The sequence below is a fragment of the Azoarcus sp. TTM-91 genome, assembly GCF_012911025.1.
In the GTDB taxonomy this organism is placed as follows: domain Bacteria; phylum Pseudomonadota; class Gammaproteobacteria; order Burkholderiales; family Rhodocyclaceae; genus Azoarcus.
The window spans coordinates 23,515-44,497 of the sequence record NZ_WUEI01000026.1 but is presented as its reverse complement, the minus strand read 5'-3'; the positions used below and the strand labels follow the sequence as shown (position 1 = coordinate 44,497).

The 20,983-nt window shown below is 68.5% G+C and carries 12 protein-coding genes; 5 read left to right on the top strand and 7 right to left on the bottom strand.

Annotated features, from left to right (window positions below; translation table 11 throughout):
• Window positions 1-294 precede the first annotated feature (294 nt).
• From GRF61_RS09980 to GRF61_RS09960, 5 genes are all read left to right on the top strand, one after another.
• Entirely contained in the window at window positions 295-1,536 is a 1,242-nt protein-coding gene (locus tag GRF61_RS09980) for a GTP cyclohydrolase II (RefSeq protein WP_169150510.1), read from the top strand.
• Between the two features lie 73 nt (window positions 1,537-1,609).
• Window positions 1,610-2,863, top strand: coding sequence for a DUF1688 family protein (locus GRF61_RS09975; protein ID WP_169150509.1), 1,254 nt, complete (start codon window positions 1,610-1,612; stop codon window positions 2,861-2,863).
• Between the two features lie 34 nt (window positions 2,864-2,897).
• Window positions 2,898-3,530 carry a uracil phosphoribosyltransferase gene (gene upp, locus GRF61_RS09970; protein ID WP_169150508.1) on the top strand — a complete coding sequence of 211 codons (633 nt, stop codon included), beginning with the start codon at window positions 2,898-2,900 and terminating at the stop codon, window positions 3,528-3,530.
• Entirely contained in the window at window positions 3,527-4,174 is a 648-nt protein-coding gene (locus tag GRF61_RS09965) for a TetR/AcrR family transcriptional regulator (RefSeq protein WP_169150507.1), read from the top strand. Before upp ends, GRF61_RS09965 begins: the two co-directional genes overlap by 4 nt.
• A gap of 153 nt (window positions 4,175-4,327) precedes the next feature.
• Window positions 4,328-5,446, top strand: a complete 1,119-nt coding sequence (locus tag GRF61_RS09960) for a choice-of-anchor A family protein (protein ID WP_169150506.1) — start codon at window positions 4,328-4,330, stop codon at window positions 5,444-5,446.
• Between the two features lie 132 nt (window positions 5,447-5,578).
• Here GRF61_RS09960 and GRF61_RS09955 read toward each other — a convergent pair whose 3' ends face one another.
• The 7 genes from GRF61_RS09955 to GRF61_RS09925 form a co-directional block, all read right to left on the bottom strand.
• Complete coding sequence (locus tag GRF61_RS09955) at window positions 5,579-7,243, bottom strand: ShlB/FhaC/HecB family hemolysin secretion/activation protein (protein ID WP_211165870.1); 1,665 nt, start codon at window positions 7,241-7,243, stop codon at window positions 5,579-5,581.
• On the bottom strand, window positions 7,240-7,530 hold the full coding sequence (locus GRF61_RS09950) for a hypothetical protein (protein ID WP_169150505.1): 291 nt from the start codon (window positions 7,528-7,530) through the stop codon (window positions 7,240-7,242). Before GRF61_RS09950 ends, GRF61_RS09955 begins: the two co-directional genes overlap by 4 nt.
• Window positions 7,531-7,600: 70 nt before the next feature.
• Window positions 7,601-14,221 carry a filamentous hemagglutinin N-terminal domain-containing protein gene (locus tag GRF61_RS09945; protein ID WP_169150504.1) on the bottom strand — a complete coding sequence of 2,207 codons (6,621 nt, stop codon included), beginning with the start codon at window positions 14,219-14,221 and terminating at the stop codon, window positions 7,601-7,603.
• A 159-nt stretch (window positions 14,222-14,380) separates the two neighbouring features.
• Complete coding sequence (locus GRF61_RS09940) at window positions 14,381-15,199, bottom strand: substrate-binding domain-containing protein (protein WP_169150503.1); 819 nt, start codon at window positions 15,197-15,199, stop codon at window positions 14,381-14,383.
• A gap of 577 nt (window positions 15,200-15,776) precedes the next feature.
• Window positions 15,777-16,883, bottom strand: a complete 1,107-nt coding sequence (locus tag GRF61_RS09935; protein WP_169150502.1) for a glycerol dehydrogenase — start codon at window positions 16,881-16,883, stop codon at window positions 15,777-15,779.
• 359 nt (window positions 16,884-17,242) lie between these two features.
• A complete protein-coding gene (locus tag GRF61_RS09930) occupies window positions 17,243-18,433 on the bottom strand; it encodes an HD domain-containing phosphohydrolase (RefSeq protein WP_169150501.1) in 1,191 nt (396 codons plus the stop codon).
• A gap of 414 nt (window positions 18,434-18,847) precedes the next feature.
• Complete coding sequence (locus GRF61_RS09925; protein ID WP_169150500.1) at window positions 18,848-20,959, bottom strand: catalase; 2,112 nt, start codon at window positions 20,957-20,959, stop codon at window positions 18,848-18,850.
• Between the last annotated feature and the right edge of the window lie 24 nt (window positions 20,960-20,983).

The following is a 20,983-nucleotide window of genomic DNA, read 5'->3' as shown; positions in this document are numbered from 1 at the left end:
GTTTGCCGCCCTGCCGCGAGCTGGCGGAGGCGACGGCAAACGCGCTTGCGTCGCACCATCCTTGCACAAAAACATGACCGTCGTCAGCCCCGCCGCCCCAGCGCAGTGCGGCATTTTTCCACGCCGGATGGAAAAACCCGGGCTTGCCCCGGTGGCATGGAACTGGCTTCGCCGAACCTGACCAATTGGTCAATTTCGAAAGGCCGGCAGGATCGCGCCGGTCGCGCCACAATGGCGCCAGGTGGCCGCAGCGGCAGCCACCCGCGCAAGGGGCTCCGCCCCCGGGGAGGGATCATGGCATCGCACATCATGCTCACCTCGCACCCCCGCGTACGTGCCGGCTCGGCGCCGGCGATACGCTGGGGCGCCGCCGAGGCCCGCGACCGCGGACCGCTGATCGCCAGCCTCACCCAGCCCGCCCAGCGCAACGCCATCGGCACCCACGCCGGCGCCTACTCGGTGTACCGCGCGCTGGCGGTAGCCGCCGGCCAGCTGCAGCGCGACCACCGCCCCGACCTCACCGACACCTCGCCCGCCGCGCTGATCGGCCCGCATCCGCAGTGGAGCGAACCGGACAAGATCGTGTCGCTGGACCCCTGGGGCCACCGGGTGGCGGAGGCCTTCGGCGAGCAGATCGCCGCCGGCATGGACATCCGCCCCACCATCGCCGTCACCACCGCTCACATCAACATGCCGGAGCTGCAGGCGGCGATCGCGGCCGGGCGCCTGCGGCCGGACGGCGACATCCTGTGCGCCAACGGCGACGTGCGGGTGACCAAGGCGGCCATAGACCCGGTGTGGTACCTGCCCGGCCTCGCCGCCCGCTTCGGCATCAAGGAGCACGAGCTGCGCCGCGCCCTGTTCGAACAGACCGGCGGCATGTTCCCCGAGCTGGTGACGCGGCCGGACCTGCAGGTCTTCCTGCCGCCGATAGGCGGGATGACGCTCTACTTCTTCGGCGACGTCGCCGCCCTCGGCCAGCCGCAGACGCGGGTGGCCTGCCGGGTGCACGACGAGTGCAATGGCTCCGACGTGTTCGGCTCCGACATCTGCACCTGCCGGCCCTACCTGGCGCACGGCATCGAGGTCTGCATCGAGATGGCGCAGCAGGGTGGCGTCGGCCTGGTGATCTACAACCGCAAGGAAGGCCGGGCGCTGGGCGAGGTCACCAAATTCCTGGTGTACAACGCGCGCAAGCGCCAGCTCGGCGGCGACCGCGCCGAGACCTACTTCGAGCGCACCGAATGCGTGGCCGGCGTGCAGGACATGCGCTTCCAGGAGCTGATGCCGGACGTCTTCCACTGGCTGGGCATACGCCGCATCGACCGCTGGGCGTCCATGAGCAACATGAAGCACGGCGCGCTGGTGGCCGCCGGCATCGAGGTAGTGGAACGGGTGCCGATCCCGGAGGCGCTGATCCCGGCCGACGCCCGGGTCGAGATCGACGCCAAGCTCGCCGCCGGCTACTTCACCCCGGCCGCGCCGCCGCAGCAGGCCGAACTGGCGCAGGCCAAGGGCCGGGGGCTGCACGAATGAGCCGGCCAGAACGTCGATAAGCAGGCTCCAGCATTTCCTCAACCCCGCGCTGCGGCAAACAGAGGAGCGTCCGATGAATCTTCCCCACGAAGGCAGCGGCTGGCACACCCCGGTGCCGGCAGGCCATCCCGCCGCCGCGCTGTTGCGCGCCGAAGCGGTGCGGGAGCGCTGCGCGGCGGTGATGGCGCGGGTGCAAGCCGGCGACTCGCCGCTGTTCGAGTGGCACGGCGCGCAACTCGCCCCCTGCGCCGCCTACGTGGCCGACACCGTGCGCCGCGCCTACCCCGACCTGGCCGTGCCCTACCACAGCCGCTGGCGCCACTTCGAGGCCGGCGGCCGCGACCGCTGGGCCGGGCTGCAGGCCGCCGCCGGGCTCGCCGGCGACGCCCGCGAATGCGCCCGGGTGGCGGTGGACCTGGTGATTCCCAGCGTGCTGCTGGACGCCGGCGCCGGGCCGGACTGGCGCTTCCACGAGGCCGACGACCAGCCGCCGCTGACGCGCTCCGAGGGCCTGGCCGTCGCCAGCCTGGCGCTGTTCGCCGCCGGCACCCTGTCGGACGATCCCGCCCGGCCGCTGCGCAGCGATGCCGCCGCCCTGCGCCGCATCGACGCCGCCATGCTGGGGGCGCTGTTCCAGGTCAGCAGCGGCAACCCCCTGCTCGGGCTGGAAGGCCGCGCCACGCTGCTCAACCGCCTGGGCGAAGTGGTGGAAGCCACGCCGGCGGTGTTCGGCCGGCCGGCGCGGCTGGGCAACCTGGTCGACCACCTGTTCGCCCTTGCCACGGACGGCCGCCTGCCGGCCGCAGAACTGCTGGCGCTGCTGTTGCGCGCCCTCGGCCCGGTGTGGCCCGGCCGCCTCAGCCTCGCCGGCGTGCCGCTGGGCGACTGCTGGCGCCACCCGGCGCTGGCCGACGAACTGCTGCCCTTCCACAAGCTCACGCAGTGGCTGGCCTATTCGCTGCTGGAGCCGCTGCAGGCGGCCGGGCTGGAGATCACCGGCCTGGATGCGCTCACCGGCCTGCCGGAATACCGCAACGGCGGCCTGCTGCTGGATTTCGGCGTCATCGCCCCGCGCCACCCCGCCTTCTACACCACCCGATGGACGGTGGATGCGCTGCCCATCGTCGAATGGCGCGCGCTGACGGTGGCCGGGCTGGACCGCCTGGCCGAGGCGGTGCGCGCCGAGCTGGACGTTTCCACCGCCGCCTTCTCGCTCGCCCGCGTGCTGCAGGGCGGCAGCTGGAGCGCCGGCCGCCGCATCGCCGCCGAACGCCGCCCCGGCGGCGCGCCGCCGCTGCAGCTGGAGAGCGACGGCACCGTGTTTTGAATCCCCCTCCCCTGGCCCCGCAGGAGTCGCACCGATGAATCCCAACCTCACCGTGATCGACCACCCGCTGCTGCAGCACAAGCTCACCTACGTGCGCAGCGCCGACACCACCACCGACAACTTCCGCCGCCTGGTGCGGGAGATCGCCTCCATGATGGTGTACGAGGCCACCCGCGAGCTCAGCACCGAACTGATCGAGATCACCACCCCGGTGGCGAGCTGCCGCGCGCCCGTCATCAGCGGCAAGAAGCTCTGCCTGGTGTCCATCCTGCGCGCCGGCAACGGCATGCTGGACGGCATGATCGAGCTGCTGCCCGGCGCCCGCGTCGGCCACATCGGCCTCTACCGCGACCCGGCCACGCTGCAGCCGGTGGAGTACTACTTCAAGGTGCCGGAGGACATCGAGGAGCGGCAGGTGATCGTGGTCGACCCCATGCTCGCCACCGGCAACTCCGCCTGCGCCGCCCTGTCGAGGCTCAAGGAAGAAGGCGTCAACAGCCTCAGCTTCGTCTGCCTGCTGGCCGCGCCCGAGGGCCTGGCCGCGCTGGCCGCCGCCCACCCGGACGTGCCGGTGATGACCGCCGCGGTGGACAGCCACCTCAACGAGCACGGCTACATCGTGCCCGGCCTGGGCGACGCCGGCGACCGCCTGTTCGGCACCAAGTGAAGACAGAGAAAACCACCGCCGGCGCCGAGGCCAAGGGCCGCGTGCGCCGGCGCCAGGAGGCCGCCATCCTCAAGGCCGCGGAACAGGTCTTCGCCGGCGCCGGCTACCAGGGCGCCACCATGGCCGCCATCGCCGACCGCGCCGGCCTGCCCAAGGCCAACCTCCATTACTACTTTGGTACCAAGGCCGAGGTCTATCGCGCGGTGCTGGGCAATATCCTGGCGCTGTGGCTGGCGGAAACCGACCGCATCCGGCCGGAGGCCGAGCCGCGCGAGGCGCTCGCCGGCTACGTTGCCGCCAAGATGCAGCTCACCGCCGCGCGGCCGGATGCCTCGCGGGTGTTCGCCAACGAACTGCTGCACGGCGCGGTGGAAATCGGTGCCTTCCTGCGCCAGGAGCTGCGCGCCCATGTGGCCGACAAGGCACGGGTGATAGACGGCTGGATCGCGGCCGGCCGCATGGCGCCGGTGGACAGCACCCACCTCTTCTTCAGCATCTGGGCGCTGACGCAGACCTACGCCGACTTCGCCCCCCAGGTGTGCGCGGTGCTCGGCCGCAAACGGCTGGACCGCGCCGCGCTCGACCGCGCCGGCAGCCATGTCGCCAGCCTGGTGCTGCGCGGCTGCGGCCTGCCGGCGGACTGAGCACCGACGTAAACCCATGCTTGCGAATCCAGGCCTTTGGTGACTTATTGCACGGCAGCAGAGCACGCGCGCGTCTAGCATGGCGGTCATACCTCGAAGGTGTAATCCCCCGAGCGCCTTCGCCACCTGACGAAAAACAACGACGCCACCACGATGACCGCCCGCTTGCGCACCAACCGCATCCGAACCGCCTTCCGTGCCTGCGCTGCATTTCTGGCCTGTGCCACCTTCACCGCCTCCGCCCACGCCGCCCCGCTGATCGGCAGCGAGGTGCTGCAGCAGTTCAACCTGGTGGTGTTCGGCGACGCCAAGTCCAGCTCCCACGTGGATGGCCGTACCTACATCGGCGGCAACGTCACCGGCGGCGACTACGTGCTCCACGCCAACGACATGCCGGCCTCCGAATACGCCGGCCTGGTGGTGGGCGGCAACGCCTCCAAACTGAACGTGAACGGCGGCGGCATCAGCGTCGGCGGCAACCTCAGCAACGCCAACATCAACAAGGGGGGCGCCTACGTCGCCGGCAACGCCAGCAGCGTAAACTTCAACGGCGGCAACGCCTACGTCGGCGGCACCACCAGCGGCAGCAACTTCAACGGCGGCCGCAGCTACGCCGCCGCCACCCAGCCCAGCACCGCCGCCATCGAGAGCACCATGCGCGACCTGGCGCTGCAACTGGCCGGCCTGCCCAGCACCGGCAGCACGGTCAGCGTCAACGGCAACAAGGCCACCTTCAACGCGGTGGCGGATGCCAACGGCCTGGCGGTGTTCGACCTCACCAGCATAGATACCGCGCTGTTCAAGCTCGGCGAGTTCGAGTTCAACCTCGGCAGCGCCGACACGGTGATTTTCAACGTCGACGACCTGGTCATCAGCATCTTCGCCAACTTCCTCGGCGGCAGCGCCCAGGCCATCGGCTCGCACGTCATCTGGAATTTCTATAACGCCACCGACATCACCTTGTACAGCCAGTTCGGCGGCAGCGTGCTGGCCCCGAACGCGACGCTGACCAACTACAACAATATCGAAGGCTCAGTGGTGGTGAGCAGCATCGACCAGCGCGGCGAGATCCACCTGCAGCCCTTCAGCGGCGATCTGCCGCCGGAAACCCCCGATCTGCCGCCCGTCACCCCGGTTACACCGGGAACGCCCGACCTGCCGCCGGAGAACCACGTGCCGGAACCCGGCAGCCTGGCCCTGATGCTGGCCGCGCTGCTGGCGCTGGCCACCCTCTCCCGCCAGCACAAGGCTGCCGCGGCCCGCAAGAGATAAGCCCCGCAAAGGGCAACAGCGTCAACAGACGCAGCAAGGCAGCACCTGGGCGCACGCCCAATCCCAAACGGCAAAGGCCCCGGAAACCCGGGGCCTTTGCCGTTTACCGCTCGCAACCGGGAGGCAGCGCGCTCAGAACAACCAGGCCGCTTGCAGCCAGAAACGCGGCTCCTTGTGCTTGTCGCTCTCCGGCCGCGCATCGCCGACACGCCAGGCCGAGTAGGCCTCCAGCCGCCAGTGCTCGCTGGACCATGCTGTGCCCACCCCCATCGCACCCAGCTCGCGGTGGTTGTCGGCATCGTCCCAGGGCTGCCTGTTCCGCCGAATCTGGCCATGATCCAGGAAGGCCGACAGCTGCCATTCCGGCATCAGCGCATAGCGCAATTCCAGGTTGGCGATCCAGCCCTCGTCGCCCTGGGCTTCGCCCTGCGGGTAGGCGCGCACGCCATAGGGGCCGCCCAGGCCGAACTTCTCCGAGCCGTCCAGGTTGCCATCCGCCCACTGCCCGCGCAGACGGCCGAACAGACTGAAACGGTCATCCAGCCGCTGCAGCCTGGTCAGGGTGGTGCGCCAGACGTTGAAGCCGCCGCGGGTGCGCGCGCTGGCGTCGTCGTTCTCGCGGTCCTCCGCACTGCGCAGGGAGAGCTGCCCCAGGCTCCAGCTCAGCGAGAACTGGGAGAGGCCACCGCCGAACAAGGCATCGCGGGCATTGCCATCCACCGTCAGCGTGGTCACCCGGGAACGCTTGCCGCTGTCGGTTCCGTAGAGATCGATCTTGTCCGACAGGCGCTTGTGGTCGTACTGCAGGCGGGCATTCACCCACAGCTCGCGGCTGACCACCAGCGGCTGGTTCAAGAACACGCCCGCCGCACGCGCGGTGCCATGCGCGTCCAGAGCCTTGAAGTCCTTGCCCAGCTCGTACTCCAGGTAGGAGTAGCTGATGCCGGCGCTGGTCCCCCACGCTCCCAGCGGCAGCTGGTAGCCGGCGTAGTAGTACGCCTGCTTCTCCTCGGTGCCCAGCACCCGCAGGTCCAGCCTGTCGCCCAGTCCCGTCGGGCTGTTGATGCCTAGCCCGGCGCTCAGGCGGCTGGCGCCGGTATAGCGGTTGCCGGCGTTGTCGTAACCCAGGCTGCCGCTGATGGCCGGCGTCGCATCCAGGCCGACCAACAGATCGGTGGCGCCGACCTCGCTGCCCGGCCGCAGCACGCCGCGCGCCTTGGCTCCGGCGCGCTCGTTGAGCAGCAGCAGGGCACGCTCCAGCGCTGCCGCCCGCACCGCTTCGCCCACATGCAGTTCGCGCAGCGGCGCCAGGGCGAACGCGCCCAGCGGCGATTCGTTGTTCACCTGCACCGCGCCGTAACGGCCTTCCAGCACCACCAGCGCGACCATGCCGTCCTTGATCCGCTGCTCCGGCACATAGGCGCGGGCCAGGGGATAGCCAAGCTCCCGGTAGCGGCGGCTCAGGCGGGCGGCGGCATTCTCCAGTTCGCCCAGATCCAGCTCCCGGCCCTGCAGATCCGCCAGCAGGGCGAGCAGTTCGGCGCTGTCTATGGCCTGGTTGCCGCTGACGGTGAAACCCCGCACCATCACCGTCGGCCCGCCCTGGAGCGGCTGCGCCGCTGCGGCGCCATCCTCGGGCAATTGCAGATCCAGTTTGCGCTCGGCCGGTAAGGGCGCGGGCGGCGCGACTTCACGCAGGCTCTGGCCGGCGCCCGGGGCAATCTGGGCCGCGGCCGGCATTGCCAGGCCGCCGCAGGCCAGGCCCAGCAGCAGCGGAATGGAACGCATGGCCGTCATCGCCCGGCCTCCTTGCGGCAGCCGCTGCGGCTGCGTTCGCACAGGCCGGCAGGCAGGGGCATGCCGCCGTCGTCGATCTCGTAGGGGGTGTCCGGGCCAGGAATGGCGGTGCGCTCCATGCGATCGCCCAGCGCGCGGGCAAGGGTCTGATCCTGGATTTCGCGGAGCTGGACGCCCGCCGCCGGTGGGCGCGGGTCGGCGACAACCACCGCAGCCGGCTCCTCGGCGATCGCCGCTGCGGCTGTCAGCAGCAAGGGCAGCATGACTGCAAGCAGTCTCTTCTTCATGGGAGAACCTGATGGTGATGGGGAGAAAGGCAGGCCGGGAGGTGTCTGCGGCCTCCAGCCGAGGAAGGGGTCAGCGGGCGGGCGCGCAGGCAGCACCTTCGCAATCCTCGTCATCGCTCAGCTGGAAGGTCATGCCGTCCACTTCGATCTGGCGCAGGCTCGCGGACAGCGGACGGCCTGGCTCACCGGCCGCTCCGCCGCGGCTGTCGCCAGTTCCCGTCATCAACGCGCTGAGCAGTTGCAAGGCGGCATTGCTGTTGCCGCTGAAGTCATACTGCGTCCCGGGCAGCGCGCTTGGCGCCTCCTCGCTCCTGCGCGTCGCTGCAACAGCAGCCTCCACCGCATTCCCGACGCTTTCCGCGAGTCCGGAACCCGCGCCCTCCTCCGGATCCGGCGGCTCCGCCGGACCGTTGCCGTCAATTGCGCGGGAGTTCCTTATCGTTCCGCCATTGGCACCGACAAGACGATCTACGCCACCGCGCCCGGGATCGGTCGCAGCAACGTCGCCGCTGGCGTACGAGTCTTCGATGAGGCCGGTGTTCGACCCGGCGAGGCCGCCGACATCGAAGCGCCCGGCCACGGCGCCACTCGCCCACGAGGCCGAGATCTGGCCGGGGTTGTTGCCGACCAGCCCGCCGACGACTGCACCGGTCCCCGCGACAGCACCACTGGCCCAGGAATTCACGATGCTGCCGAAGTTGGTTCCGACCAGCCCGCCCGTGTTGTTGCCACCGGACACCCTGCCGGTGGCGAAGGAGTTCGAGATCGTGCCGCTGCCGCTGTTCCGGCCGACCAGGCCACCGACATCCGAGGCGTCGTAGATCGGATCATTACGGTCATTGGCGAGCACATCGCCGCTCGCGGAGGAACTGGTGATGGAGCCGTCGATGTTCTCTCCAACCAGCCCGCCGACCTTCCAGTGCCAGAAATGCCCCGTCTCCACATAGCGGGAGGTCACCGTACCGCTGGCCGCCGCGTTGCTGATCGAAGACGCAGTACTGCTGCCGACGAGGCCGCCAACGACGTAACCGGCGGTCACGTTGCCGGTGGCGCGCACATGATCCAGCGATGAGCCGTTGGTCATGCTGCCGACCAGCCCGCCAACATTGCCGGCAGTCGTCGCCGTACTTCCATCCGGCAGCGTGATCAACCCACCGTTGACCTCGCCACTCGCCCATGAATAGGTCACCGCCGCGCCATCCTGCAAGGTCCCGACCAGCCCCCCGACACCGGAATAGCCGACGACGGCTCCCGTCGCGTAGGACTCCGTCAGCGAGGCGCCACGCAGGCGGCCCACCAGCCCCCCCGTGCTGCCCGACGGCATGTTCCCGGTGATATCGGCGAGCGCGCTGACATTGGCCGCTACCGCCACTGACGCCCTGGCCCTGCTGACGCTGCTGCCGCTCTCCAGCGAACCGGCCAGCCCGCCCAGGTAATAGCTGCCATCAACGCTGGCCGTATCGTCCGCGACACCGGTCACGCTGCCGGTGGCCCAGACGTTTTGGAGGGTCACCCCCGAGCCTGCTCCCAGCAGGGTGCCCACATATGAGTGGCCCCGCACCGAAGCCTGCTCCAGGCCAAGGTCGCGAATGACGGCGCCGCTGTCGGCCTGTCCGATCAAGCCCACGTAATCGCTCAATCCGGCATCGATACTCAGATTGACGATGGAATTCCCCAGCCCGGCCAAGGTACCCGAGAGACGCTCGACCACCGCCTCGCCATGGCTCGTCCCGCCTGCGTCAATGTCATGGGCGAGCGCGTAATACCCTGCACCAGCGCTCGCGTCGATGGCCGACACGTCATCCATTCCCCGCAGCAAGGTGTAGGCAACGCCATCGATGCTCAGGCTGGCATCGGCGCCGCTGAGCGTGATGCCGGCGTTGTCATGGCCGACGGCATTGCCGGCGTAATCCAGGCGGGCGGAGTCGATGACGTAGTTGCCGTCGAGACTGAGCCCGGCATGGCTGCCGCTGGCGGCGATGCGGCCCTGGATGGCGATGCTGCCGCTGGCGGCAAGCCCCAGCGCATGGTCGCTGCTCCAGCTGAGGTTGTCTGCCACCACCAGGTCGCCAGCCAGGGCATTGAGCCGCAGGTCCAGCAGGGCGAGTTGCGACTGGACGAAAGCGGCGCTGAAGGTACTGCCCAGCGTCAGCGCGGGCAAGGTCAGGGACCAAGCGCCGGCGCCCGGTTGCACATTCAGCGCCAGGCTGGCCCCTGCCGTTTCCAGCAGACCGCCGCCCAGCACCGGCGCGCCATCCAGCGTGGCGGTGGCGGAGAGGCCGGCGATGGCGTAATCCGCCAGGCCGGCGGGCGCGGTGTCCAGCTGCAGCTGGGTGGCGGCGACCAGCAGCGCATCGCCGTCCACCGCCGTCAGGCTGCCGGCCAGCCGCACGCCCTGGCCGCTCGCCAGGGCCAGGAAGCCGCCGTCGGCGATGACGATGTCGCCCTCGGCGATCACCGAGCCGGCCTCGCTGGCGCCGGCGACGAACAGGAAGCGCGCGTCGTCGAGGAAATCGTCGTTGCCCAGCGCCAGCGTGCTGGCCACCAGGGCAGCGACGCTCACCTGGGAGGTGGAGGTGAACAGCACACCATTGGGGTTGAGGATGAAGACGCGGCCGTTGGCGCTCAGGGTGCCGGCGATCACGCTGGGATCGCTGCCGGTGACGCGGTTGAGCACCACCGCGCTCGCCGATGGCTGCTCGAACACCAGGGTCTCGCCCTCACCCAGCGAGAACTTCAGCCAGTTCAGGATGGCCTTGTCGGAGTTCTGGGTGATGGTGATGGTGCTGCCGCTGGTGCTCGCCGAGGCGCTGCCGCTGACCAGTTGTTCGAGCACCAGCCCCGCTGTGCCGATGTTATTGACGGCCACGGTGCCGCCGGCGCCGGCCAGGGTGTAGTTGGCCGCATCCGCCCCCGACAGCGTGAGGCCGGAGACATCCGAAATGGCCTGCGCGCCGCTGCTTGCTGCGGCCAGGCCGACACTGCCGGCGAGCACCAGCCCGTCGCCCGAAACCCGGTTCTGCGCCAGCAACTGGCTGGCTTCCGCGGTGGTGCTGCCGTCGACCAGCTTGCTGCCGCTGAGACTGAGCACGCGGGGGGTGATGTCGGCCTGGTCCTGTAGGCTGAGCCCGGCGCTCAGGGTGTAGTTGGCGCTGTCGCTGCCGCTCAGCGACAGGCCGGAGACGGTCACCGCCTTGTCCGTACCAGCGTTCTTGTCGTCGAAGGCCGCGCTGCCATAGGCCAGCCCCAGGCTGCCGGCGGCGATGTCGGCCAGCGCCACGCTGTCGCTGGTGCCCAGGCTGGCGCTTGCCGTGGTGCTGCCGTCGTAGGTCTTGTCGGCGGCCAGCGCAGCCAGGTCGTCCGCCCCCAACTCCCGTTTGGATATCGTCGCGGTGGTGGTCGTGGTGCCGCTGCCGTCGCCATTGCTGGTGCCCGCCAGCGTGTAGTTGCTGGCCTTGCCGCTGCCGTCCGCCAGCGTGTAGCCGACGCTGACGCTCTTGCTGCTGCCGGCATTCTTGTCGGCGAAGCTGGCCGAGGTGTAGCTGACTTCCAGCGTCTCGCCATCCACCAGGCCGACCAGCCCGCCATTCGACAACTCGTCCTCATCATTCAGGCTGGCGGCGGTGGTGCCGTCGTACACCTTGTCGGCAACCACGCCGGAGAGGGTGAGCACTTTGGGGGTGATGGTCACCCGGCCCAGCAGGGCGCCGTAGCCGCCCGCCGCCAGCACCGCATCCGCCGCGTAGCTTCCGGCATCGAGGTAAGCCGCGCTCAGCTGCGAGAGCACGCTCGCCACGGTATCCGCCCGCTGCAGCCCGGCCGCGGTGAGCGAACCGATGACCGCGCCGCCGCTGCTGCCGTACTGCACGCCGCTGTTGCTGACATAGACGGGGATATTGATCAGGATGGGCCCGCCATCACTGCCCCGCCCCCAGATGCTGGTATCGAAGCCGGCGGCGGCGAGTTCCGCGATGCTGGAGAAGACCAGCGAGTTCTCCGTTGCGCTTGAGCTCTCCAGTACATACGGCACTACCGCGTTGTAGTAGCCATGTGAGTAGTAAGAGTCGATGACGGTACCGCCTTCATCGATGGCGACGAAGCCGTAGCGCTGCGTCGTGCCGCGGACGCTGGTGTCCTGGGCATAGGAACTGGAGATCGTCCCGGAGTTGATGTAGGCGAACCCGCCTATCCAGGTCATCCGGGAATACTGGTTGTAAAAATAGGAATTGGAGATCCCGCCGCGGTTTTCGCCAACGAAGCCACCAATCTTCGTTCCCGCGGACGTCGTCGTCGTCGAGTAGCGCCGGAGCGCGAAGCTCTGGTCGATGACGCCTGTTTCATCATTGAGCCCGACGAAATTTCCACCGATGACTGCACCGGCACCGCTGCCCGAGGGAGAGAGGAAGATCTCTGAATAGGACTTGCCGATGTAGCCACGGTTGATACCGACCAGGCCGCCCACATAGGCCAGTGTCGCAGCCGACCCGGAGAGGTTGCTCGCCCCGCTCACCGCCCGCGTCGCGCTGCGCACGATCCGCCCGGTGGCCTCGTTGATACCGGCCAGGCCTCCACCAACGGTTGTCGCCGCCAGGTTGCCCAGTTGATAACTGTCCGCGATCAAACCGTAGTTGGTGCCGACCACCCCCCCGATGACAGAGGTATTGGTAAGCGCCGTCTGCGCATTCCGGTTGAAGGTATTGACGATATCGCCGTGATTCACATTGACCAGGCTGCCTACCGTGCCGCCTCCCGCGTCGCCGATGATTGCTCCGTAAATGCCCAGGTTGCTCAGGCTCCCGCCTGCCCCCAGTTCTCCGAGCAACCCATTGCTTGTTCCACCCGTACCTGCATTGTTCTGGTGGCTGATCTCGTGCCCCAAGCCATTCAGATTGCCCGAGAAGCTGTTGATGTATGCGTTGTCGAAGGTGACGCCGGCCCCCAGCACGTAGTTGCCGCTGCCACCTTCCAGCGCGGCCAGCTGGGCCCCATCGGTAATCACGGTGTATTGCTCACCGCCCAGCCAGACTTCCCCGCTGCCGCTGATGTCCACCCGGCCGGCGAAGCTGCCGGCGGTGGCGCTCTGCAGCGTGTAGAGGCCGTAGGGCACGCCGTCCGCATCCACGCCGGCGCCATAATTCGCCACCAGGCCGCCGCTGCCGCTCACCGTCATCACGTTATTGACGTTGATGTTGTGGGTCGCCGTCAGCGTCAGCGTGTTCTGCGACCAGGAGACCGCATCGTTGATGTCGATGTCGCCGCCTTCGCCGCTGCCGTCGGTGGACTTGATCTCGATGTTGTTGTCGACCAGCGCAGCAGTCAGCGCGGCCCCGGTGATGTCGCCACCGCTGCCGACGGTAAAGCCATCGGGGTCGATCAACCACGTCCCGGTGGCGCCAGCGCTGGCGCTGGTGTTCACCACGATGCCATCCAGCGTCAGCGCATGGCCGCTGGTTTCCACCAGGCCGCCATCGCCGCCGGATGCGCCGCCACGGGCGTAGAAGCGGCCCAGCGCCTGCGTCTGGCCGTCGGCCCACAGCACGATGCTGCCGCCATTGCCGCTGCCGACCGCGTCCGCCTTCAAGGTGCTGCCGGCATCCACCCTCACCCAGTCAGCGTGGGCCAGCGTGCCGCCGCCCTGGTAGCCGCCGCCCACCGCGATGCTGCCGCCGCCGTTCAGGCCGGAGACATCCACCGTGGCGGACTTCAGTTCGATGCCCTCGCCGGTGATGGCCACCTGCCCGCCGCTGCCATCCTCGCTGCTGGCATCCAGCGTGCCGGCCACGCTCACCGTGCCGCTGCCGCCACCATCGAGCACGATCTCGCCGCCCCGGTTCTCCAGCCGCCGGGCGCGTATCACGCCGGTGTTGTTCACCACGTTCTGCAGCAGGGCCTCGGCCGCCGCCGCGGCCAGCACTACCCTGCCGCCATCGGCCTGGATCAGCTGGCGGTTCTCCACCAGCGCGTCACGCGTCGCTTCGTCGATCTGCACGCTCAGCAGGCCGTCACCGCCAAAGTCCAGCGTGATCGCCTGACCCGCCGCGAGCGCCACCGTCCCCATGCGGGCGACGATCACGCCCTCGTTGCTCACCTGGCCGCCGAGCAGCGCCACCGCGCCGCCGTCCGCCGCGGTGATGCGCCCCAGGTTGATCACCGCCGCCGCCGAGTCGCCGGCCCTGCCGAAGCGGTAGTTGCCGCTGAGGAAATCGCTGTCGCTGATGTCCAGCGTGGACGCCACCAGGCCGCCGACCGAGACCTCGGCGTTGCGCCCGAACAGCACGCCATTGGGGTTGACCAGGAAAACCTGCCCGTTGGCATTCAGCTGGCCCATGATGCGCGAGCCATCGCTGCCCAGCACCCGGTTGAGCGCCACCGAGGTAGCCGAAGGCTGGTTGAAGCTGACGCTGTAACCCTCGCCGATGTCGAAGCTCTGCCAGTTGGTGATCAGCTTGTCGCTGGCCTGATCGATCCGCATCGCGTTGGCAGCCGGCGTGGAAATGGTCGCACTGCCCTGCACCACCGTTCCGCCGGTCGGCAGCCCGGCGGCAAGCGCGCCGCCAGCCCCGAGCAACAGGGCGCCAGCCAGCACGGTGCCGCAGCCGGATGCGGCCTTGCGCCGGCTGCGGACATGTTCTGCCGCCACCTGGACCACGCCCAGGCGGAAATTGAAGACGGTACGGTAGATGCGGTTCATAAAGCAGATTCCAGAGGCATGGCAAACGCGGACACCCTCGGGCCGCCGGGGCTCTGCGCAAGCCGGATGGCGACAGCTCAGGCAACGGAGGAGCGTGGGTATTCGCTTGCAGAAGGAGAGGAGCGCGGCCCCGCTCTGGAAAGCGGGGCCATCAAGCGATTACGGGAACGCCAGGCAGTAATCCTCGAGCACAGCCTGGCCCCCGGCGCTTGCCAGCCAGGCGAGCAAGGCCCCTGCGGCGGTGGCCGCGGCGGTATCCGACGGGTCGCTGATCACCACGCCACCATGGTCGTAGTGAGTACCGGTGAAGATCACCTTGGTCGCGCCGGCAGGCAGGCCGCTCACCGCTCCACTGGAGCAATGCAAGGCGGTCGGCACGAAGCCCGATTGCGCGGCGCCGCTGTTGATGGCTTGGTCCACCATCATGATGTTGCTGTAGCGGACGATGGACATCGGCGATGTCGTCGGCTCCGTGATGCCGAACTCATCATTCAGGATGTCCAGCGCGGCCTGGCCGTAGGGCCCCATGTCCTCGTCGCAGATGCCGATCGTCGTCGCGCCAGTGGGGAAGGCGGTTTCCACATTGATGCCACCCTTGGACCACTGCATCACCTCCCCCTGGGAGAAGACTGTGACGCCCGAGACCTCGGCGTACGTGGTAAGCGAATCGGGATACAGGGTGTCCGCGGAAAGGAAAAGGTCGTAGGGATAGGCCTTCGGCGAGGCGGTCAGGCCATTGGCGATGGTCGTCGCATAGGTGCCGGATGGCCCGGTGTGGGTATAGAAGTTGTAGCTGGCGTAGGTCGGGTTCGCGCTCTTGAAGGCCGTGATCACCGGCCCCTCGGTGCTGGTCGTTCCAAATGCAGGCTCCAGAACCTTCGCTGCAGCAATATGCACATCCGTCGCCCAGGCTGCGCCAAATTGCAGCCCGAACGCGATGACAGCAACGCTGAGCAGCGTCTTTCCATTTCCTTTCATGCTTGATACTCCTTGCATCCAAGTAGGTCATGGGCTCCCGACTCTTAACGAGCGGGATCGATTGCGTGGTTCAACCCGAAAGCGCTCTTGAGCCGTGAGCTACAAGCCGCGCTCATGAGACGCCTTATCTATGCATATGACTACATAGACAATTCGACCCAGCAGGCCCCATGCCAGAAACATACAGACCCCGAACGCCGCCTGGCTCAATAAACGCATCCACATGTTTACAAATACATAATCCATAAATAGAAAGCTAGTCTTAAGACATAGGCAAGCCCAATTGACCAGCAGCGCGGAAAACATCTTGTCCAAAACATAACAAGCTTATTTTTTATGTAGTTAACAACACAGCGATGCATGCATTCCGAACAAGGCGAATGCGCTGGTCAGCCAGTGGAAGGACGGAGGAATTGCTGCTTGCGGCCCTCCGGTTGGCGCAAGCGCAGCACAGCGCCAGGCAGTGTTCTTTCTGCGGATAGCCACGCCCAAACGGCGAAGGCCCCGTTTCCGGGGCCTTCGTCATGAATTGCTGCTCGGTATTCCGGTGAGCCGGGCTCTCTCCCGGCTCACCGGCTCAGGCAACCGCCCACTGCATCTTGCGCCTGCGCCCTTCGGCATCCGCCACCTTCAGCGCCGCCAGCACCCGCTTGGGCGACACCTCCGCCGGTTCGTTGTGGATGGTCTCGCCCGGGGCGCAGGCGGCGGTGGCGGCGATCAGCAGTTCGGCGTCACTCACCTCGCCGAGGCCGATGTCCGCCAGCGTCACCGGCAGGCCGACGGACAGGCAGAAGTCATACACCGTGTCTATCATCTCCGGCTTCTTGTCGGCCAGGAACATCAGGCCCTGCACGCCGATGGCCACCTTCTCGCCGTGCCAGGCGCCGTGGCTCTGCGGCAGCGCGGTGAGGCCGTTGTGGATGGCGTGGGCGGCAGCCAGGCCGCCGCTCTCGAAGCCCAGGCCGGAGAGCAAGGTGTTGGCCTCGACGATGTGCTCCAGCGCCGGGGTGACCACGCCCTGTTCGGCGCTGGCCTTGGCCAGGGTGCCGTATTCCAGCAGAGTTTCATGGCACAGGCGGGCGAGCGCGTAGGCGGTCATCGGGCCGATGCGGCCGGTCATGTTGGCGCCGCGCTTGGTGCGGCAGTCTTCCGCTTCGAACCAGGTGGAGAAGGCATCGCCCATGCCGGCGACCAGCAGCCGCACCGGGGCGCGGACGATGACGCCGGTGTCCACCAGCACGGTATCCGGGTTGTGCGGCAGCACCAGGTAGCGCTTGAAGGCGCCGGCCGGGGTGTAGATGACCGAAAGCGCGCTGCAGGGCGCATCGGTGGAAGCCAGCGTGGGCGCGATCAGGGTGCGCGCCTGCATCTCGTAGGCGACCGCCTTGGCGGTATCCAGCGCCTTGCCACCGCCGATGCCGACCACCATGTCGGCGCCTTCGCGCTCGGCGATGGCCTTGATGCGGGCGATTTCCTCGTCCGAGCATTCGCCGCCGAAGCGCACCTCGACCGCCGGCAGCCGGCCGCCGAGGCCATCGCGTACTTCGCTGGCGAGGTGGTCCAGCACGAAGGGATCGCACACCAGCAGGGCCTTGCGGCCAAGGCGGGCGGCCTCCTCGCCCAGGGTGGCCAGGGCTTCGTCGCCCTGCACGTAGCGTCCCGGGAAGATGGCAGTGGTGATCATGATGGCTGCTCCTTTGCCATGGGCCACGCGGGGGCCCGATGGCTAGAGTCTCCGCCTCGCAGCCGGGGCCACGTTGACGGGTGTCAAGGAGAGCGGGATGGGGCGGCGGGAGGGTGAGCGCCCCTCTCCCGGCACCGGGCTGTGGCCCACGCCTGGATCTCGCCAGCTAGTAGGGCAGCGCCACTGCGCCGATCATCGATTCGGCGACCGCACAGGCACTGCCGCGCCCCGGGCTGCGGCTTCGCTCCAGACGGGCTTGGCGCAGGGCATTGCGGAAGCGGGGTTTCGACGGGCTCAGCCCGAACGGCAGCGGCGTGTTCAGGTGCCCGGATGATGGCCCCGGCGCCCGGCGCGGAAACTCAGTGCCGGTAACCCCACATCTGCGGCCATTCGTAGGGCGGCAGGCGCGGCAGCTCGTCGTGGGCGTAGCCCTGGATGCGCACGTCGCGCGGACCGATCTGGCGCAGGCGCGGCGTTTCCAGCGGGCGGCCGTGGGTGCCGATGAAGGACAGCACGTCGCGCGGGGTCGGCCCCTGGCCGGCACGGCGGCGGCTGACCACCGCCAGTTCGCCGTTGGACAGGCGCACCAGGCTGCCTGGCGGGAAGGTGCCCAGGCGCGACATCACCAACCGCACCAGCGTGGGATCGAGCTGGCTGAGGTCGGCGCCGAACACGTGTTCGATCAGGTGGGTGACGTCGCGCGCCTGGTACAGCCCCCAGTGGCGCGGAGTGCGGCCGCGGCGGCTGCTGAGGCGGGCGGCGAGCACATCGGCGATGCGCAGCATGCGCGCCGCCAGCGTGATCTCGCCGCGGCGCAGACCCAGCGGATAGCCGCTGCCGTCGATGTTCTCGTGATGCTGGGCCACCGCTGCCAGCCAGTTGGCGGGGAAGTCGCCGAGCTCCACCAGCAGCGCCACCGAATCGCCGGGGTGAGCATCCAGCGCTTCGCGGGTGGTGACGTCAGGCGCGCCGACGTAGTCGGCCATGTCGTCATGCAGGCCCATGCTGGCGAGGTTCATGGTGAGCGCGGCGCCCATCACCTCCACCACCATGTGGTCCGGCAAGCCGTTGGCAGTCGCCAGCTCGGCCACCAGCAGCGCGGCGTGGATGGCGTGGCAGACGCTGGCGCGGTCGAACTGCACCAGGCGGACGTAGCCGAGGCAGACGTCGGCATCCAGTTGCCAGACCTCGTAGGTGCAGCGGGCGAGGTCGCGGAAATCCTCCGCCGCCACCACGCCGCCCTGCACCGCGGCATCGGCGAGCTGGCCCAGGGCCATGCCGATTTCGCGCAGGCGGCCGATGGGGTCGGCCGGGGAGATGCGCTCCGCCTGCTCGGCTGCGCAGAAAACGGTGCAGGGGCGGTGCGGGGTTTCGGCGCGCAGCGAGATGTTGGCGCCCTGGCGCAGCAGCAAGGTGCCGCGGGCGTCGAAGAGGTCGCAGGGCGCGGGCTGGCCGATGAGATCGGGCGGCAGGGCAACGGGTCGGAGGATGGTGGACAGCATGGAAACCTCGCCGTGGGAGCACGTTTCACCCCCATTTGCGAGTTCCATGCCAAAGCGGCTGCCGGTTGCCGGTGCCGGCGCCCAGGCATTGGCTGGCGTGGCTTTGGCTGAGTTTGCGCAGCTTCCGGCATGCCGGGAAACAAGTCCGGGACGGCAAGAGTGGCCGGCAAATCTTGCCTAGAGGCGCGCAAGGGCCGGCAAAGGGCGCCGGGGGCGCAGCTCAGGCTGGGGCGGCCCTCCCGTGTCACCGATCCTGCCGGCGATACGGTCTGACTTGGAAGGCATGCCTTCCTCTTCTTTTCCGACAGAGAAAGAGAAAGGCGTCGTGCGAGCCTCGAATCCGGCACCCCAGCGGGGCGCCCCCGCTTACCCGCTCTCTCCCGCGAGGGAAGAGCGGGAAGACCCGGGCGGGCTCGATCCACGGCGGCGGGCGTTGGACGCAGGGTGCCGCGTGGAAGCCCATCAAGCCCCCTTGCGATTCCAGAACCGCAGCGCGCCGCAGGCGCTGACGAAGCGGGTCGGCGGCGAGCCGGCGTCCAGCGGGATGAAGCCGTCGTCCAGCTGGGCGGGCAGGCCGGCCTTGTCGAACAGCTTGCGCGCCGGGGCGATGAAGGCGACGAACTTGTAGTGGGCATAGGCGTCGGCGACGAAGTCCCGCGCCGGCGGCTTCTCCAGCAGCGCCTCCGCCCCCTCCTCCGAGGGCAACACGGCGATGGCGTCGTAGAGCACCGAGGGGCCGCCATCCAGACGCTCGTCGGCGACCACATGGCTGCCGTCCGAGGCGGTGATGCCGCCGACTTCCGGGGCGATGATCTCCACCATGCCGCCGACGTCCTCCACCGCCTTGCGCAGCGCGGCGAGCAGGCCGGCGTCGCTGCCGTCGGTGACGAGCACGCCCAGCTTGCGGCCGACGAAGCCGTCCGGGCCGTTCTCCAGGATGCTGAGGGCGGGCGAGGGTGGCAGGTCGCGCGGTGTCATCGCCGGCGTCGCCGGCTGGGGGATGCCCTTGAGGCGCAGGCCCTGGGCCACCTGGTCCGCCAGCGCGCCGTCGATGTTCAGCAGATGGGAGACCATGCGCTCGCGGATCGCCACCGTCTTCACCTTGCTCAGTTCGAAGGTGAACGCGGCGGCGATGTGGCCCTGCTCGACCTCCGTCTGGCTGCGGTAGAACTGCCGCGCCTGGCTGTAATGGTCGGCAAAGGTCTCGGAGCGCACCCGCTGCTTGGGTCCGTCGTAGCTCACCGGCACGCTGCTGAAGCCGCGACCGGGCGATTCGCGCGGCCCGCCCGCGGCGCCGCCCCAGGAGTTGGGCTCGTAGTTGGCGCGGCCGCGCGGGTTGTGCAGGGCCATGTGGCCGTCCTGCTGGAAGTGGTGGAAGGGGCACTTGGGGGCGTTGATCGGCAGCTGGGTGAAGTTGGTGCTGCCCAGGCGCTTGAGCTGGGTGTCCAGGTAGGAGAAGTTGCGCCCCTGCAGCAGCGGATCTTCACTGAAATCGATGCCGGGCACGATGTTCTGGGTGCAGAAGGCGACCTGCTCGGTTTCGGCGAAGAAGTTGTCCACCATGCGGTCCAGCACCAGCCGGCCAACGCGGCGCACCGGCACCAGCTCCTCCGGGATGATCTTGGTGGCGTCCAGTACGTCGAAGTCGAAGCTGTCGGCAAAGGCCTGGTCGAACACCTGCAGGCCCAGCTCCCATTCGGGGAAATCGCCGGCCTGGATGGCGTTCCACAGGTCGCGGCGGTGGAAGTCGGGATCGGCGCCGTTGATCTTCACCGCCTCGTTCCACACCACGGACTGCATGCCGAGCTTGGGCTTCCAGTGGAATTTGACGAAGCGCCAGCCGCCCCCGGCATCCACCAGGCGGAAGGTGTGCACGCCGAAGCCTTCCATGAAGCGGAAGGAGCGCGGGATGGTACGGTCGGACATGATCCACATGACCATGTTCATCGACTCCGGCGTCAGCGAGATGAAGTCCCAGAAGTTGTCGTGGGCGGTCTGCGCCTGCGGGAAACCGCTGTCCGGCTCCGGCTTGGCGGCGTGGATCAGGTCGGGAAACTTGATCGCGTCCTGGATGAAGAACACCGGGATGTTGTTGCCGACGATGTCCCAGTTGCCCTCCTTGGTGTAGAGCTTGACGGCGAAGCCGCGCACGTCGCGCGCCAGGTCGGGCGAACCCTCGCTGCCGGCCACGGTGGAGAAGCGCACGAAGGCCGGCGTTTTCTCGCCGGGTCGCTGGAACAGGTCGGCGCGGGTGAGGTCGGCCAGGCTGTCGTAATTCTCGAAGTAACCGTGGGCGCCGTAGCCGCGGGCATGCACGACCCGCTCCGGGATGCGCTCATGGTCGAAGTGGAAGATTTTCTCGCGCAGATGAAAATCTTCCATCAGCGTCGGGCCGCGGGCGCCGGCGCGCAGGGAGTTCTGGTCGTCGGCCACCGGCACGCCCTGGGCGGTGGTGAGCACCGGAACATCCACGCCGGCCACCTGGTGGGTTTCCCCGCCGCTGCCACGGCCCACCTGCTGGTCGTGCAGGGTGGCATCACCGGGCCTTGCATCCTGGTTTCTGGGTGTCGTCATGACGGGGCTCCTTTGATTTCATTG